Source organism: Streptomyces sp. L2 (assembly GCF_004124325.1).
GTDB lineage: Bacteria > Actinomycetota > Actinomycetes > Streptomycetales > Streptomycetaceae > Streptomyces.
Genome location: NZ_QBDT01000001.1, coordinates 7192902 through 7207822 on the forward strand (window position 1 = coordinate 7192902; position 14921 = coordinate 7207822).

The window sequence follows — 14921 nt, forward strand, 5'->3', positions numbered from 1 at the left end:
CGCGGCTGGGCGGGGTACCCCGTTCCACCGCAGCACGGCCACGAAAGGAGCGATCATGAAGAACGCGGAGCGGTCGCATCCGGAGACCGTCTCGGTGGAGATCAGCGGATGCTCCAAGGACGACGCCCGTCTCGTCTTCGAGGCGCTCGGCACCTGTTTCGCCTCCGACCGCGGGGCGGAGGAAGTGCCCCAGCAGCTCCACGAGACCCGGCCCATGGTCTGGCTCGGCAGCTACGACGTCGCGGACGCCCGCGGCGAGGCCTGCCCGCCGGTCCACCTCGACGCGTCGGTCCTCGCGGACGTCCAGGGCGGGTACTGGGCCGTGGACCGGTTCCGCACCACCCTGGACTCGATGTTCACCGTCCACGAGACCTGCGCCGCCTCCGGTGACCAGGAACGGGACCTGCACCTGCGCCTGGAGAACCGCTGACGGCACCCCTCGGGGCCCGCACGCGCCCCGGACGGCCCGCCGCCGTCCGGGGCGCACGTGTGTCCGGGGCGCGTGCGGGCCCTGGGCGCACGCGTGTCCGGGGTCACGCGCCCTCCCTTCTGCAACTAGTTGCATAATCGGGTGTCCGTCCTCTACAACAAGAGGCGACCACACCGTGCACGGAGGGCCCGATGAGTCGTTACCCGCACCTGATGTCCCCGCTCGACCTGGGCTTCACCACGCTGCCCAACCGCGTGCTCATGGGCTCCATGCACGTGGGCCTGGAGGAGGCCGAGCGCGGCTTCGAGCGGATGGCGGCGTTCTACGCGGCCCGCGCCCGCGGGGGAGTGGGACTGATCGTCACCGGCGGCATCGCGCCCAACGACGAGGGCCGGCCGTACGAGGGCGGTGCCAAGCTCACCACCGAGGAGGAGGCCGAGCGGCACCGGGTCGTCACCGACGCCGTGCACGCCGAGGGCGGCCGGATCGCGATGCAGATCCTGCACTTCGGCCGGTACGCCTACCACCAGGACCTGGTCGCGCCGAGCCCCCTGCAGGCCCCGATCAGCCCCTTCGTGCCGCGCGAACTCACCGATGCCGACGTCGAGCGGACCATCGACGACTACGCCCGCACCGCCCGGCTCGCCCAGCAGGCCGGTTACGACGGCGTGGAGATCATGGGCTCCGAGGGCTACCTCATCAACGAGTTCATCGCCCGGCAGACCAACCGGCGCGAGGACCGCTGGGGCGGCTCGTACGAGAACCGGATGCGCTTCCCCGTGGAGATCGTCCGGCGGGTGCGCGAGGCGGTCGGTGAGGACTTCATCATCGTCTACCGGCTGTCCATGCTGGACCTGGTCCCCGGCGGATCCTCCCTCCAGGAGGTCGTCACCCTGGCCAAGGCCGTCGAGTCGGCCGGCGCGACGATCATCAACACCGGCATCGGCTGGCACGAGGCCCGCATCCCCACCATCGCCACCTCCGTGCCCCGCGGCGCCTACACCTGGGTCACCAGGAAGCTGATGGGCGAGGTGTCCGTACCGCTGGTCACCACCAACCGCATCAACACCCCCGATGTGGCCGAGGAACTGCTCGCCGGCGGCCACGCCGACATGGTCTCCATGGCCCGCCCGATGCTCGCCGACCCCGACTTCGTCGCCAAGGCCGCCGCCGGCACCCCGGAGGCCATCAACACCTGCATCGGCTGCAACCAGGCCTGCCTCGACCACACGTTCAGCGGGCAGATCACCTCCTGCCTGGTCAACCCCCGCGCCTGCCACGAGACCGAACTGGTGCTCTCCCCGACCCGGCGCCGCAAGCGGGTCGCCGTCGTCGGCGCCGGCCCCGCCGGACTCGCCTGCGCGGTCAGCGCCGCCGAACGCGGTCACGACGTCACCCTGTTCGACGGCGCGAGCGAGATCGGCGGCCAGCTCAATGTGGCCCGCAAGGTCCCCGGCAAGCAGGAGTTCGACGAGACGCTGCGCTACTTCCGCCACCAGCTCGACGTCCACGGCGTCGACGTACGCCTGGACACCTGGGTCGGTTCGGCGGACCTGGCAGGCTTCGACGAGGTCGTCGTCGCCACGGGTGTCACCCCGCGGACCCCGGACCTCCCCGGCGTCGACCACCCCCGCGTCCTCGGCTACCTCGACGTGCTGCGCGACGGCGCACCCGTCGGCGACCGCGTCGCGATCCTCGGCGCCGGCGGCATCGGTTTCGACGTCGCCGAGTTCCTCACCGACGGCGGCGACAAGGCGAGCGAGGACCCGGGGACGTACTTCCGGAACTGGGGCGTCGACATGGACTACACGGCCCCCGGCGGTCTCGCCGAGCCGCAGCGGCCCACCCCGCCCCGCCAGGTCCACCTCCTCCAGCGCAAGACCACCAAGGTCGGCGCCGGCCTCGGCAAGACCACCGGCTGGATCCACCGCACCGAACTGAAGCACCGCGGCGTGACGATGGTCCCGGGCGTGCGCTACGACCGCATCGACGACGCCGGCCTGCACATCACCGTCGGTGAGGAGAGCACGGTCCTCGACGTCGACACGGTGGTCCTGTGCACCGGCCAGGAGCCGCGCCGCGACCTGTACGAGGAGCTGGCCGCCGCCGGACGCAGCGTCCACCTGATCGGCGGCGCGGACGTCGCGGCCGAACTGGACGCCAAGCGGGCCATCAAGCAGGGAACCGAGCTGGCGGCGGCTCTGTAGGGGCCGGCGCGCGCGTCCCTAGGATGTGCCTATGTCCCTGCCGCACGCGATCCTGACCGCCCTGCTGGAGAAGCCGTCCTCCGGGCTGGAGCTGACCCGCCGCTTCGACCGGTCGATCGGCTACTTCTGGTCCGCGACGCACCAGCAGATCTATCGCGAGCTGGGCAGACTGGAGGCCGAGGGCCACATCCGCACCCTGCCGGCCGAGCAGCCGGCCCGCGGGCAGAAGAAGAGCTACGAGGTCCTGCCCGCAGGCCGCGCCGAACTGGCCCGCTGGACGGCCACCGCGCAGGACCCCAAGCCGCTCCGCGACGTGCTGCTCCTGCGGCTGCGCGCCGCGGCCGTGGTCGGCACGGGCGGCCTGGCGGCCGACCTGAGCCGCCATCTGGAGCTGCACCGGCGGCAGTTGGCCGAGTACGAGGAGATCGAGCGCCGCGACTTCCCGCCGGGCCGCGACGCCCCCGAGGACCGCCTGCGGCACCTGGTGCTGCGCGCGGGCATCGACCTGGAGACCTTCTGGACCGCCTGGCTCACCCACGCCCTGGCGGAGTTCGCCGACCTCCCGTCCCCGGAAACACCCGCCCAAGAGGCCGACACCGGCCGGGAGCCAGGCGCCGGTCCGGACCGCATCGCCGCCCAGGAAGCCGACACCGGCCGGGAGTCAGGCGCTGGTCCGGAAGGCGGCGCCCGCCGGGAAGCCGGCGCCGGCCGGGGGCCAGACGCGGGGCCGGCGTCTGGGGCCGCCCCGGACGGGGCTGCCGGTCCGGGCGGCGGGCCCGCGGTCTGATGGCGGTGCCGCCCGCGGGGTGCCTCGCGGGCGAACGGTGCCCCGCAGGCGAACGGCGCCCCCGGGGTACGCCGCCCCGGGCGGACGGGCCACCGCTCTGGGGCCGGGCCACCGCTCGTGGCTGGGCCGGCTGGACGGGGCCGGGGCGTTCGTTCAGAGTCGGTACGGCTTCGAGCGGCGGCGCAGGAACCAGCCCGTCGCGATGACGCCCGCGCTCACGAGGCCCGCACCGATACCGAGGGTGAGGGTGCCGTAGTCGTGCGAGGCGCCGCCCAGGCCGCCCATCACGCCGCGTGACGGCTTGGACGTCGCCGAGATCGTGGGCCGCGCGGCGGCGGACACGATGACGGACTGGGATCCGGCCGTGGAACCGCTGGAGCAGAGCACGACGACGGTGTACGTCCCCGGGCTCACCCCCGACCAGGCCGCGGACTGGCTGACCGTGGTGCCCGAGAGGGCCACCTGCCGGCCCTGCGAGAAGTTCGCCTGACCGCTGCTCAGCAGCGAGGCGTTGCCCCAGCTGCCGTTGATCTGGGTGCAGGCGCTGGTGACCACCGAGACCGTGGACCCGGTGGTGCTCACGGAGATCCCGGAGGCCGCCGCGGCCGGCCCGGCGAGTCCGGCCGGGAGCGTGGCGGCGGCCGCCAGGGTCAGCCCGGAGCTGAGGAGGAGTCGGGTAGTTCGCATTGGGGCCTCCGGCGGCACGGTGGCGGTACGTCCCATGCGCCGCCGGGAGTCGGGAAACGACCGTGCTGCCTCAAGTGCAGCCAACGCGCAGCCGGACCGTGCCGCACCTGGACCGCACCCGATCAGGTGACGTTCACGCCCCGGCCCGGCCGGCCGCCGCCCTCGCACCCCGTGATCGCGTCCGCTCCCGTCCCCCGCCGAGCGGAACGAGCCCGCCGGACCGGTACCGGCCCGCACCCGGCAGCAGAGGCACGCTGGTGGGCATCCGGTGCGGTTACGTATGCTGAAGCCCTGGACGGTCTAACTCCCGCCGTTGAACGGGGAGTTCAGACCTGTGGCGCGGTAACGCTGTCGTCGCCGGATCCGCGCCGACACGGGTGGGCCGGAAGCCCGGGCCGGCACCGGTTCGGGCTCCCTGGCCCCCGCCGTCTTCCCACGGGGTGTCAGAAAGCTGCTCCATCCGGCCCACTCAGGGTGGTTCGTACACCCTGGTCAGCCCAACATTCGATCGGATGTACCTCTCCGCGTCCCCCAGGAGAGGTCCCCCATCGTGCGTGTCCAGTCGCTGACGCTGGCCGCGGCCGCGGCCGCCCTGCTCGCCCCGACGACGCTTCCCGCCACCGCCGCCGTCGCGCGGCCACCCGCGGACTCCGCCGCCCACAGCGAGGGCGAGGTCCCGGCCGCGGACCTGCTGGACCGGGTGCGCGACTGCGACCAGGTCTCCCACGGCCGGTACCGCACGGACGCGGGCGCCCGCGCGACCGTCCCCGTCTGCGGCACCCGGGAGGCGGACTTCTGGAAGGCCGACCTGGACATCGACTGCGACGGCCGGCGCACCGCCCACTGCAACCGCCGCACGGACCCGCTGTTCTCCGCTGCCACCGCCTATCCGCAGTCCGACGGCCGCCACCTCGACGCCGAGTCCCTGCCGTACATCGTGGTCCCGGCGCCGAGCGGCATCTGGGACCACGACAAGGACGGCGTCCACGGCGGCTCGGTGGCCGCGGTCGTCTACCGGGGCCGTGTCCAGTACGCGGTGGTCGGCGACACCGGCCCCCGCGGCATCATCGGTGAGGCGTCGTACGCCACCGCCCGCCGCCTCGGCATCCACCCCGACCCGCGCCACGGCGGAGCGACCTCCGGAGTCACGTACATCGTCTTCAAGGGCTCGCGCCTCGACCCCATCGAGGACCACGAGGCGGCGGTGGCGATGGGGGAGAAGCTGGCGAGGAGATTCGTACGGGACAACTGACCGAGGCACCAGGCGCACCGGGACACCGGGCACACCGGGGCGCCAAACCCACCGGGACACCGGCCTACACCTTGCGGTAGCCGTACGCCTCCACCGCCGCCGCCTCCACCGCGTCCAGGTCCGCTCCCGTCGCCGCCGTGACCACGGCCGCCACCGCGCCTTCGAGGAACGGCGCGTCCACCAGGCGGGAGCCGTCCGGGAGTTCGTCGCCCTCCGCGAGGAGCGCCTTGACCGTGAGGACCGCGCTGCCGAGGTCGGTGAGGAGCGCCACCCCGGCACCGCGGTCCACGGAGGCGGCCGCCGCGGCGATCAGTTCGGCGCTGGTGCCGAGCCCGCCGCCCTCGGTACCGCCCGCCGGGGCCACCGGCACCGCCGGGGCCCCGCCCGCCAGACCCTTCGCCAGCGCCGCGACGGAGGCGGCCACCTCCGCGCTGTGCGACACCAGCACGATTCCGACCAGCTTCTCGTCACCCACGGTCAGCCCTCCGCGGCGTGCGCCGCTTCCCCGAGGGCGGCGATCAGCAACGCCGACGACGTCGCCCCGGGGTCCTGGTGGCCGATGCTGCGCTCGCCGAGATAGCTCGCCCGGCCCTTGCGGGCCTGCAACGGGGTGGTGGCCTTGGCGCCCTCCTCGGCGGCGGACCGCGCGGCGGCGAAACCGTCCGTGAGCGCGTCCACCGCCGGCACCAGCGCGTCGATCATGGTCTTGTCACCGGGAGCCGCGCCACCGAGCGCCATCACGCCGTCCACGCCGGCCCGCAGCGCCTGCGCCAGCTGCTCCTCGCCGACCTCGGCGGCGTCCCCGAGCGCCTTGCCGGTACGGCGCAGCAGCGTGCCGTAGAGCGGCCCGGAGGCGCCGCCGACCGTCGAGATCAGCTGGCGCCCGGCGAGCACCAGCACCCCGCCCGGGGTGTCCGGCGCCTCCTTCTCCAGGGCGGTCCGGACGGCCGTGAACCCGCGCCGCAGATTGCTGCCGTGGTCGGCGTCCCCGATGGCCGAGTCGAGGGCGGTGAGCCGTTCCGCCTCGCGGTCCACGGCATCGGCGGTCGCCGTCATCCAACGGCGGAAGAAGTCGGCATCGAGCACTGGATCTCCTCGCAGAGTAGGGAAGTCGGTCGCCGCGTCCGCCGTATCACATGCCCCAGCGCAGCCCCGGGGTCTTCACGGGAGCGTCCCACAGCCGCAGCAGCTCCTCGTCGACCTGGCAGAGCGTGACCGAGACGCCCGCCATGTCGAGGGACGTGACGTAGTTGCCGACGAGGGTGCGGGCGACGGCCACCCCGCGCTCGCCCAGCACCCGCTGCACCTCGGCGTTGAAGCCGTACAGCTCCAGCAGCGGCGTCGCCCCCATGCCGTTGACGAGGACGAGCACCGGGTTGCGCGGTGGCATGTCCTCCAGGATCGCGTGCACCGCGAAGTCGGCGATCTCCCCGGAGGTCATCATCGGCCGCCGCTCCCGGCCCGGTTCGCCGTGGATGCCGATGCCCAGCTCCAGCTCGCCCGGCGGCAGGTCGAAGGTGGGGCTGCCCTTGGCCGGCGTGGTGCACGCGCTGAGCGCGACACCGAAGCTGCGCGCGTTCTCGTTCACCTGCCGGGCGAGGGACTCCACCCGCTCCAGCGGCTGCCCCTCGGCTGCGGCGGCACCCGCGATCTTCTCCACGAACAGCGTGGCCCCGGTCCCGCGCCGGCCGGCCGTGTAGAGGCTGTCGGTGACGGCCACGTCATCGTTGACCAGGACCTTCGCGATCTGGATGCCCTCGTCCTCGGCGAGCTCGGCCGCCATGTCGAAGTTGAGCACGTCACCGGTGTAGTTCTTCACGATGAACAGCACCCCGGCCCCGCTGTCCACGGCGGCCGCGGCCCGCGCCATCTGGTCCGGCACCGGCGAGGTGAAGACCTCGCCCGGGCAGGCCGCCGACAGCATGCCGGGGCCCACGAACCCGCCGTGCAGCGGCTCGTGCCCCGACCCGCCGCCGGAGACGAGCCCCACCTGCCCGGCCACGGGCGCGTCGCGCCGTACGACCACCCGGTTCTCCACGTCCACGGTCAGATCCGGATGCGCGGCCGCCATACCCCGCAACGCGTCGGCCACCACGGTCTCGGGGACGTTGATCAGCATCTTCATGCCTATCTCCTCGGAAGCTCAGCAGGTGACTCTCTGACCGGGTTTCTTCCTGTTCAGGCCAGGGTGACGAGGCCCTGCTCATCAGTATCGGCCTTGCGGCAGCGCTGGTCATGTGCGCTGCGGCGGGGATTACGGGAGCCGTGTTCCGTCGATCGGTGTAATATCGTATACGGTATCGGTTTCATCGGGGGAAGCGAGCAGTGACCGTCCTGCGTGGCGCCCCCCCGTAAGCGGCGCGAGGAGCCCCCTACGATGCGCGAGTTCTCAGTTCCCGCCCTGCCCGTGGCCTCGCCGGCGGGCAGTCTCACGGACGTCGTGTTCGACCGTGCCCGGACCGATCCCGGCCGCGTCGTGGTGACCGGCGGCGGGGAAGGCGGACGGGACATCACGGCTGGGGTATTCGGCGGCGCCGTGCTGGCGCTGGCCAAGGGACTGCTCGTCAGCGGTGTGGAGTTCGGGGACCGGGTCGGGATCGTCTCCCGAAACCGCGCCGAGTGGATGCTGTTCGACTATGCCCTGTGGACGATCGGCGCGCAGTCCGTGCCACTGCATCCGGAGTGCGGCACCGCCCAGGCTTACGCGGCCTTCCGTGCCGCCGATGTGACGGCCTGTCTGGTGGAGAACGAGACACACGCCATGACGGTCGCCCCGCTGCTGGCACGTCTGCCCCGTCTCAACCGCCTCTGGGAGATCGAGCGCGGGGCCCTGGACGAGATCGCCGCGTCCGGCACGGACGTGCCCGACGAGACGGTCCGCCGGCGGCGCATGGCCCTGATACCGGAGTCGGTCGCGACGATCGTGCAGACGGCCGGCACCTCCGGTCCCGCCCGCGGCTGTGCGATCACGCACGCCAGTCTCATGACGGCCGCCGATGCCCTGCTGGACCGCTGCGGTCCCGCCCTCACCGACAGCACGCAGCCGGCCGTCTTCCTGGTCGTCAACCTCTCCCAGTTGCCGAGCCGGGTGATGCAGGTCGCCGCCGTCCGGGCCGGCATCCGGGTGGGGCACCAGCCCGACGCCGATCCGGATGCCGCCCTGGCCGGGTTGCGGCGTTGCCGGCCGACCTTCGCCCTGGCCGGGCGTGACCTGTTCGAGCGGGCGTTCGCCGCCGTCCGCCAGGAGGCGGAGGCCGAGGGGCGGATCGGTGCCTTCGGGATGGCCGTCGACGTGGCGGTCCAGTACGCCGAGGCCGCCGAGCGGAGAGCCCTCGGCTCGGGCCTGGGGCCCGGCCCCGGGGCACGTCTCCAGCATGGCGTGTTCCAGAGCTCCGTCCACGACGGACTGCGTGACGTCCTCGGGGGGTCCCTCCGCCACGCCCTGATCACCGGCGTCGGACCACAGCGTCGTCTGGGGCTGTGCTACTCGGGAGCGGGCCTGACCCTCAGCGAGACGTACGGCCTCGCGGAGTTCTCCGGACTCGTCTCCGCCAACGACTTCGGCCGGCCGAAGTTCGCGACGGCGGGCAGGCCGTTGGCCGGGACCGAGGTGCACGTCGACGACCGCGGCTATATCTGGGTGCGTGGTGCGCAGTGCTTCGCCGGTTACGCCGGCGACAAAGAGGACGCGGACCGGATGATGTCGAACGGCTGGCTGCCCACCGGGGACCTGGGCTCACTGGACGACGAGGGACGACTGAGCATCACCGGGCGGCACGACGACCTGCTGGTGACGGCCGACGGCACCACGGTGCTGCCCACCGCCGTCGAGGAACGGGTCAGGGCACATCCCCTGGTCGTGCACTGCGTGGTCGTGGGTGACAGGCGGCCGCACCTCGCCGCCCTCATCACACTCGACGAGGCCGCGGTGGAGCACTGGCTGCGCCTGCGCGGCCGGCGGGTCGCCGACGGCCGGATCACCGACGAGCGGGATGTGCGGGCGGAGATCCGCCGGGCTGTGCTCGCGGCGAACAAGCACGTCCCCGAGGCGCAGCGCATCAAGGTGTTCCGCATCCTGGCCGAGCGGTTCTCCGTGCACGGTGGTCTGCTCACCCCGGCGCTGGCGCCGAGGCGGCGCGCCATCGCCCAGGCGTACGCGCCGGTGGTCGACGAACTGTACGAAGTGGCCGCCCGCCGAGGTCGCTGACCGCCGAGCGTGCCGCACCGACGGGAACGGCCGCCCACGCGTCGGCGTGGACGGCCGTTTGCCCGATTCCCGGACGAGTAGGTGGCCGGGTCAGGGGTTGCGGACCCAGAATTCGACCGAGAGCGGCGGGACGGTGAGGGAGAGCGTCGGACCGGTCTTGAAGCCGAGGCTCTGGTTGTTGGTCGACGGGCCGTAGCGGTGTCCCTCGAAGGAGGCGGCGGTCTGCGTGTCGACGGTGTAGGTGAAGGAGTCCGTCGCGGAGCGGTTGGTGATCGCGAAGACCGGCTTGCCGGCGGGGGTCTTCCACGCCATGATGCGCTGGTCGGCGAGCCGGGTCGACTCGTCGACCAGGTAGCGCACCGAGTCCCAGGGCATGTACTTCACGAAGCCGGCCACCGAGTTCCAGTTCTGCGGGTTCCAGGTCCAGTGGCCGGCCGGGAGGTCCGGGAAGCGGGAGAAGTCGGTGTCGGACGGCGGCCGCCAGAAGCCCAGCGAGTAGCCGGGCGACTCGGCGTTGGTGGTGGGCTTCAGCGCGTGGAGCCAGAACCAGGTGGGCGCGTCCTGGAACACCATCCAGTTCATGATCGACTGTGCGGTGTTGACGGTCCGCCAGTCCGACGTCTGGTTGTCGAGGTACTCGAACTCGTTGTTGAAGACCGTCTTGCCGGAGGCGCCCACGTTGAAGTCGTGGTCCATCTGGTAGTTGCTGTCATAACCGATGCGGTGGTACGTCCAGGCGTCCACGTAGGACAGCGCCTGCGGATCATCGGTGATCGCCTGCCCGATGGCGCCGCCCCAGCCGTCCAGGCTGTCGGCCGTGATCATCACGTTCGGGTACTTGGCCCGGATCTTGGGTGCGACGGCCTTGAAGGTCGCGAGGTACTGGTCGGCGGTGTAGACGCAGGAGGAGTACGGGGTGGAGAAGCGGGGCTCGTTCTGCAGGCCCCACATCGAGATCGGGACGCCGAGGCCACTGAGGTAGTCCAGGTCGCCGACGAGCGCGTCGCCGAACTGGTCGAGGAAGGTGGCGTCGAACTGCTTCAGTGAGCCGCCGATGTAGGAGTTGTCGGACTTCCAACCGGGCGCCGGGGACCAGTACTCGGCCGAGACGCCCTCGATGCCGGCCTGCTTGATCATGTCGGCGATCAGGGCGGTCTGGCCGGGGTAGCGGCCTCGCATGTGCTTCTGCGTGGAGTCCAGGCCCCGGTAGTACAGGCCCATCGCGAGCCGGCAGTAGCGGAAGCCCCGGTCGGAGCGGCCCGCCTTGAGCATCTCGCTGTAGAAGCGGGTGCGCTCGCTGTCCGTCAGATCGTACGGGACGCCGCTGACCTCGTCCGGCAGGCCGTTGTTGCCCGATCCGATGGAGTCGGACTGGATCTCGAACCCGAGGCCCTTGATGGTCTGCCGGCGGGACTGGTCGAAGCGGATCGTGTAGTCGCCGGACGTGGCCGCGGCGGCGGGGGAGGAGCCGATCAGCGGATAGAAGGCCGCTCCCGCACCGGCGACGGCGGCGCCACGCAAGAGAGAACGTCTGCTGACATGACGGGACTTGGGGCCAGACATCATTGTCTCCTTGGGAATGTCGGACGTGCTTGAGCCGGGGCGAGGGGAAGAGCACCATCGGCACTCGTCCTCGGCCGGGGACGGCGCCCCGCGAGGGCCTCCGGGGGGTGGGCCCTGCCGGGGCGCCGTCGGTGGCGCCGCCGGGGAGCGGGCGGGCGGCGCCGGTTCGCGGCCGCTAGAAGCGGGCGACGGTGTAGCGGTCGACGACGGCTTCGTCGAGTTCGATGCCGAGACCGGGTCCGGTGGGGACGGTCAGGGCTCCGTCGCGGAACTCGGGGGACTCGACCAGGATGTTCTCCCGGATCGGGTTGGGTAGCCGGTTGTACTCGTAGGTGCGCAGGTTGGGGGTGGCCGCGCAGAGGTGCAGGGCCGCGGCGAGGCTGACGCCGGAGCCGACGCCGTGGGGGGCGATGTCGACGTGGAAGGACGAGGCGAGCGCCGCGATCCGGGTGGCCTCGGTGATGCCGCCGCAGCGGGCCACGTTGGGCATGAAGACGTCGATCGCCTCGTACAGCAGGGAGTCGCGCAGGTCGAACCGGGTGAAGTGGGTCTCGCCGTTGACGATCGTCAGTCCGGTACGGCGGCGCAACTCCCGGAGGTTGCGCAGGTCGTCGACCTGGAGGGGCTCCTCGTACCAGGAGATGTCCAGGTCCCGCAGGACCGAGCCGACCCGCGTCGCCTCGTCGAGGTCGTAGGCGCAGTTGACGTCGGTGAGGATCTCGACGTCCGGGCCGACGGCCTCGCGTACGGCGCCGAGGTGTGCGCGGTCGGTGCGCGCACCTCGGCCGATCTTCACCTTCAGGGCGCGGAAGCCCTTGCCCGTGTAGTACAGCGCCTGGCGGGCGGAGTCCTCGGGGTCGGCGTGCAGGGCGACCGGGCTGGCGTAGCAGTCGATGCGGGTCCGTACCGGTCCGCCGAGCAGCCGGTGCACGGGCTCGCCGGCGATCTTGCCGCGCAGGTCCCACAGGGCGAGGTCGATCCCGGCGAGGGCCTCGAGGTAGAAACCGCGGTTGTGGCCGCCGGCGGCCTGGCCCTTGAAGAGGCGGTCCCAGACCGCGGTGGTGGCGAGCGCGTCCTGTCCCACCAGCAGCGGCGCCAGGACCGTGGAGACCACGGTGGCGGTGACCTCGGGCGAGGGCAGGCCGTAGCACTCGCCGATGCCGACGCTGCCGTCCTCGGCGTGCACCTTGACGAGGGTCGCGTACTGGCCGTGGCGGGGCAGGACGCGGTGGCTGGCGGCCGGATAGCGCAGCCAGTCCGGGACGTCGTCGGGCGAGTCGTACAGGTCGGCGAAGTTGGCGGACAGCGCCAGTGCCTCGACCTTGGTGATGGGAAGGGGTGTGTTGCTCACGTCGTACTCCACTGTGTCGGGTCCGGGCCGCCTGCGGCGGTACCGGCTCAGGCGGGGATGGCCCCGTATTCCTGCGGCTCGGTGTGCGCGGTCTCCTTGCCGGCGAACACGGCGATGAGGGTGATGACACACCCGGCGATGACGTACAGCGCGACGGGGGCGATCGAGTTGCTGTAGGCCTGCAGGGCGGTGCCGATGAACGGGGTGGTGCCGCCGAAGATGGCGCCGCCGATCTCACGGCCGGCGCTGACGCCGCTGTAGCGCACGCGGGCGTCGAACTGCTCGGCGACCAGGGCGGCCTGGGGGCCGAAGACCATGTCCTTGCAGACGGGGATGGCGATGACCATGGCGAGGAAGATGAGCGGGGTGCTTCTGGTCTCCAGCAGGGAGAAGAAGGGGAAGGCGTAGGCGATGGTGCACGCCAGTCCGATGGCGACCATCATGCGGCGGCCGATCTTGTCGGACAGCCAGCCCCAGAACGGGATGGCGACGATCTCCAGGGTCGAGGCGAAGGCGATGGCCCAGAGCATCGTCGACTTGGACAGGTGCAGGGTTCCGGTGGCGTAGGCGAGGGCGAAGGCCTGGATCAGGTAGCCCCAGACGAACCCGGAGATCGTGATGCCCATGGTGCGCAGGACGGCCCCCGGCTGCTTCTTCAGCGCGACGAGCAGCGGGAAGCGCTCCTTCTGGCCGTGGTCCTCCAGCTCCGCGAAGACCGGGGTCTCGTCGATGCCCTTCCGGATCCACAGGCCGAACACCACCAGCACGGCGCTGATCAGGAAGGGGATGCGCCAGCCCCAGGCGTTGAAGGAGCTGTCGGGGAGCATCGAGACCAGGCCGAAGACGGCGCTTGCGAGGACGAAGCCGGCGCCGGTGCCCATCGCGGGGACGGCACCGTAGAGGCCTCTCTTGCCCGGTGGCGCGTTCTCCACCGTGAGGAGCGTCGCGCCCGCGAACTCGCCGCCCACGGCGATGCCCTGGCAGACGCGCAGGACGATCAGCAGGATCGGGGCCCACACGCCGGCCGTGGCGTGCGTGGGCAGGACGCCGACCAGAGCGGTGGCCAGGCCCATGCCGACCATGGTGATCAGCAGGACGGTCTTGCGTCCGATGCGGTCACCGAGGTGACCGAAGAGGATGCCGCCGATGGGGCGGGCGGCGAAACCGACGGCGAACGTGGCGAACGAGGCCAGCGTGCCGCCCGTGGAGGAGGAGCCGAAGAACAGCGGGCCGAACACCAGCGCCGAGGCCAGGCCGTAGAGGTTGAAGTCGTACCACTCCATGACGGTGCCCACGGTGCTGGCGACCATCGTGCGCCTGTTGGACCTCGGGTGCCGCGGGTTCATCTCACTGTCTTCGGTAACCACCACTGTGGTCATGAGGAGTCACCACTCTCTTGCGGGGACGGGGGTGGGTGTGAGGAAGGTATTCGATATACGAAATTAGAACCAGGGGTTACCGGCCAGGAATTTCAGGAACTTCACCGTGTGACGTTCCGGCTACGGAAGGTGTCCGCCGAACGCCGGTGCCGCGGGCGCCGACCACGGCGACGGGCGCGCCAGTACGGCCCCCGCCAGGAGGTCCGGACGCTCCAGGCGATGCCGGGCGGTGCTCACATACATCAGGCCGCCGCCGAAGGCGACGCTGCTGACGTGGGGTGTGGGGACGTGCAGCCGGGCGGCGACGCCTCCGTCGGGCGCGTAGCGCCGCACCTCCCCGGCGCCCCACAGGGCGACCCACAGATGGTTTTCGCTGTCCACGGTCATGCCGTCCGGCCGCCCCTCGGTGGGTGCGAGCCGGGCGAACCGCTCGTGCGGGCCGAGAGCGCCGGTCACGGGGTTCACCGCATACCTCAGGACCGTGCCCGCCGCGCTGTCGGCCAGGTACATGACGCTCCCGCAGGCGGTGAAGGCCGGGCCGTTGGGCACCGTCAGGCCGCACAGCATCCGTTGCACGCCACCGTCGGGGTCGGCCCGGTACAGGCTGCCGACCGCGCCCTCGCCCGAACGGGCCATGCTGGTCGCCCAGAAGCGGCCGGCGGGATCGCAGACGGCGTCGTTCATCCGCATGGGGACCGTGGCGTGCTCCTCCGGTCTGGCGAGCCACTTCAGGAAGCGTCCGCGCAGGACGAGCGCGATGCCGGGCCCCGCGGCCGCGATCCAGTCACCGGGGGAGGAAGCGAGCGGTGCCACGGCGCCCAGGGGCACGCCGAGGTTCAACAGCCGCTCGGCGGGTTCGCCGGGTCGGTCGGTGCACCGGTACAGGCCGCCGCGCAGCAGATCGACGAAGACCGTCTGTTCGGCGTACACGCGGAGACTCTCCGCCAGTTCGTAGCGCTGTGGCGTCCACGCCTCCCACCCGGTATTGCCGGCCGGGGGAGGCTGCGCCGGCCGGGTCGGGGCCGGGAGGTCATCGAACCTCATCCGCCTGTACCTTC

At 71.9% G+C, this 14921-nt stretch carries 12 protein-coding genes and 1 pseudogene; 5 read left to right on the plus strand and 8 right to left on the minus strand.

Translation table 11 applies throughout. The features are described 5' to 3' along the window. Nucleotides 1-55 precede the first annotated feature (55 nt). The 3 genes and pseudogenes from DBP14_RS32245 to DBP14_RS32255 all read left to right on the plus strand — a co-directional run. Nucleotides 56-430, plus strand: coding sequence for a hypothetical protein (locus DBP14_RS32245; protein WP_129311169.1), 375 nt, complete (start codon nt 56-58; stop codon nt 428-430). A gap of 191 nt (nt 431-621) precedes the next feature. Further along, on the plus strand, nt 622-2637 hold the full coding sequence (locus tag DBP14_RS32250; RefSeq protein WP_129311171.1) for an NADPH-dependent 2,4-dienoyl-CoA reductase: 2016 nt from the start codon (nt 622-624) through the stop codon (nt 2635-2637). Nucleotides 2638-2668: 31 nt separating this feature from the next. Next, nucleotides 2669-3208, plus strand: a pseudogene (locus DBP14_RS32255) (PadR family transcriptional regulator); the annotation flags it as partial. 369 nt (nt 3209-3577) lie between these two features. Here the strand turns inward: DBP14_RS32255 and DBP14_RS32260 are convergent. Continuing rightward, a complete protein-coding gene (locus DBP14_RS32260) occupies nt 3578-4111 on the minus strand; it encodes a hypothetical protein (protein WP_129311173.1) in 534 nt (177 codons plus the stop codon). Nucleotides 4112-4661: 550 nt separating this feature from the next. Between DBP14_RS32260 and DBP14_RS32265 the strand changes: the two genes are divergently transcribed. Then, a complete protein-coding gene (locus DBP14_RS32265; RefSeq protein ID WP_129311174.1) occupies nt 4662-5363 on the plus strand; it encodes a glycoside hydrolase family 75 protein in 702 nt (233 codons plus the stop codon). Nucleotides 5364-5427: 64 nt separating this feature from the next. Here the strand turns inward: DBP14_RS32265 and DBP14_RS32270 are convergent, their stop codons facing one another. From DBP14_RS32270 to dhaK, 3 genes are read right to left on the minus strand one after another with little or no spacing between them, the layout of a single operon-like run. Next, nucleotides 5428-5838 carry a PTS fructose transporter subunit IIA gene (locus DBP14_RS32270; protein WP_129311175.1) on the minus strand — a complete coding sequence of 137 codons (411 nt, stop codon included), beginning with the start codon at nt 5836-5838 and terminating at the stop codon, nt 5428-5430. A gap of 2 nt (nt 5839-5840) precedes the next feature. After that, nucleotides 5841-6449: a dihydroxyacetone kinase subunit DhaL gene (gene dhaL, locus DBP14_RS32275; protein ID WP_129311176.1), complete on the minus strand. Its 609-nt coding sequence runs from the start codon at nt 6447-6449 to the stop codon at nt 5841-5843. A gap of 46 nt (nt 6450-6495) precedes the next feature. Further along, nucleotides 6496-7488 (minus strand): dihydroxyacetone kinase subunit DhaK, encoded by a 993-nt coding sequence (dhaK, locus tag DBP14_RS32280; RefSeq protein WP_129311177.1) that lies wholly within the window; start codon nt 7486-7488, stop codon nt 6496-6498. 252 nt (nt 7489-7740) lie between these two features. Between dhaK and DBP14_RS32285 the strand changes: the two genes are divergently transcribed. After that, on the plus strand, nt 7741-9570 hold the full coding sequence (locus DBP14_RS32285; RefSeq protein ID WP_129311178.1) for an AMP-binding protein: 1830 nt from the start codon (nt 7741-7743) through the stop codon (nt 9568-9570). 90 nt (nt 9571-9660) lie between these two features. Here the strand turns inward: DBP14_RS32285 and DBP14_RS32290 are convergent, their stop codons facing one another. From DBP14_RS32290 to DBP14_RS32305, 4 genes are all read right to left on the minus strand, one after another. Further along, on the minus strand, nt 9661-11091 hold the full coding sequence (locus tag DBP14_RS32290; RefSeq protein WP_164992452.1) for a hypothetical protein: 1431 nt from the start codon (nt 11089-11091) through the stop codon (nt 9661-9663). A 217-nt stretch (nt 11092-11308) separates the two neighbouring features. Next, nucleotides 11309-12484 (minus strand): mandelate racemase/muconate lactonizing enzyme family protein, encoded by a 1176-nt coding sequence (locus tag DBP14_RS32295; RefSeq protein ID WP_164992453.1) that lies wholly within the window; start codon nt 12482-12484, stop codon nt 11309-11311. Between the two features lie 47 nt (nt 12485-12531). After that, a complete protein-coding gene (locus tag DBP14_RS32300) occupies nt 12532-13794 on the minus strand; it encodes an MFS transporter (protein WP_164992454.1) in 1263 nt (420 codons plus the stop codon). A 189-nt stretch (nt 13795-13983) separates the two neighbouring features. Continuing rightward, entirely contained in the window at nt 13984-14907 is a 924-nt protein-coding gene (locus tag DBP14_RS32305) for an SMP-30/gluconolactonase/LRE family protein (RefSeq protein WP_129311182.1), read from the minus strand. Nucleotides 14908-14921: the final 14 nt, after the last annotated feature.

What these genes read in the sequence shown, in the direction of transcription:
- dhaK (WP_129311177.1), bottom strand. Translation starts at nt 7,488, where the DNA reads ATGAAGATGCTGATCAACGTCCCCGAGACCGTGGTGGCCGACGCGTTG.
- DBP14_RS32245 (WP_129311169.1), top strand. Translation starts at nt 56, where the DNA reads ATGAAGAACGCGGAGCGGTCGCATCCGGAGACCGTCTCGGTGGAGATC.
- DBP14_RS32300 (WP_164992454.1), bottom strand. Translation starts at nt 13,794, where the DNA reads ATGGTCGCCAGCACCGTGGGCACCGTCATGGAGTGGTACGACTTCAAC.
- DBP14_RS32260 (WP_129311173.1), bottom strand. Translation starts at nt 4,111, where the DNA reads ATGCGAACTACCCGACTCCTCCTCAGCTCCGGGCTGACCCTGGCGGCC.
- DBP14_RS32305 (WP_129311182.1), bottom strand. Translation starts at nt 14,907, where the DNA reads ATGAGGTTCGATGACCTCCCGGCCCCGACCCGGCCGGCGCAGCCTCCC.
- DBP14_RS32250 (WP_129311171.1), top strand. Translation starts at nt 622, where the DNA reads ATGAGTCGTTACCCGCACCTGATGTCCCCGCTCGACCTGGGCTTCACC.
- DBP14_RS32285 (WP_129311178.1), top strand. Translation starts at nt 7,741, where the DNA reads ATGCGCGAGTTCTCAGTTCCCGCCCTGCCCGTGGCCTCGCCGGCGGGC.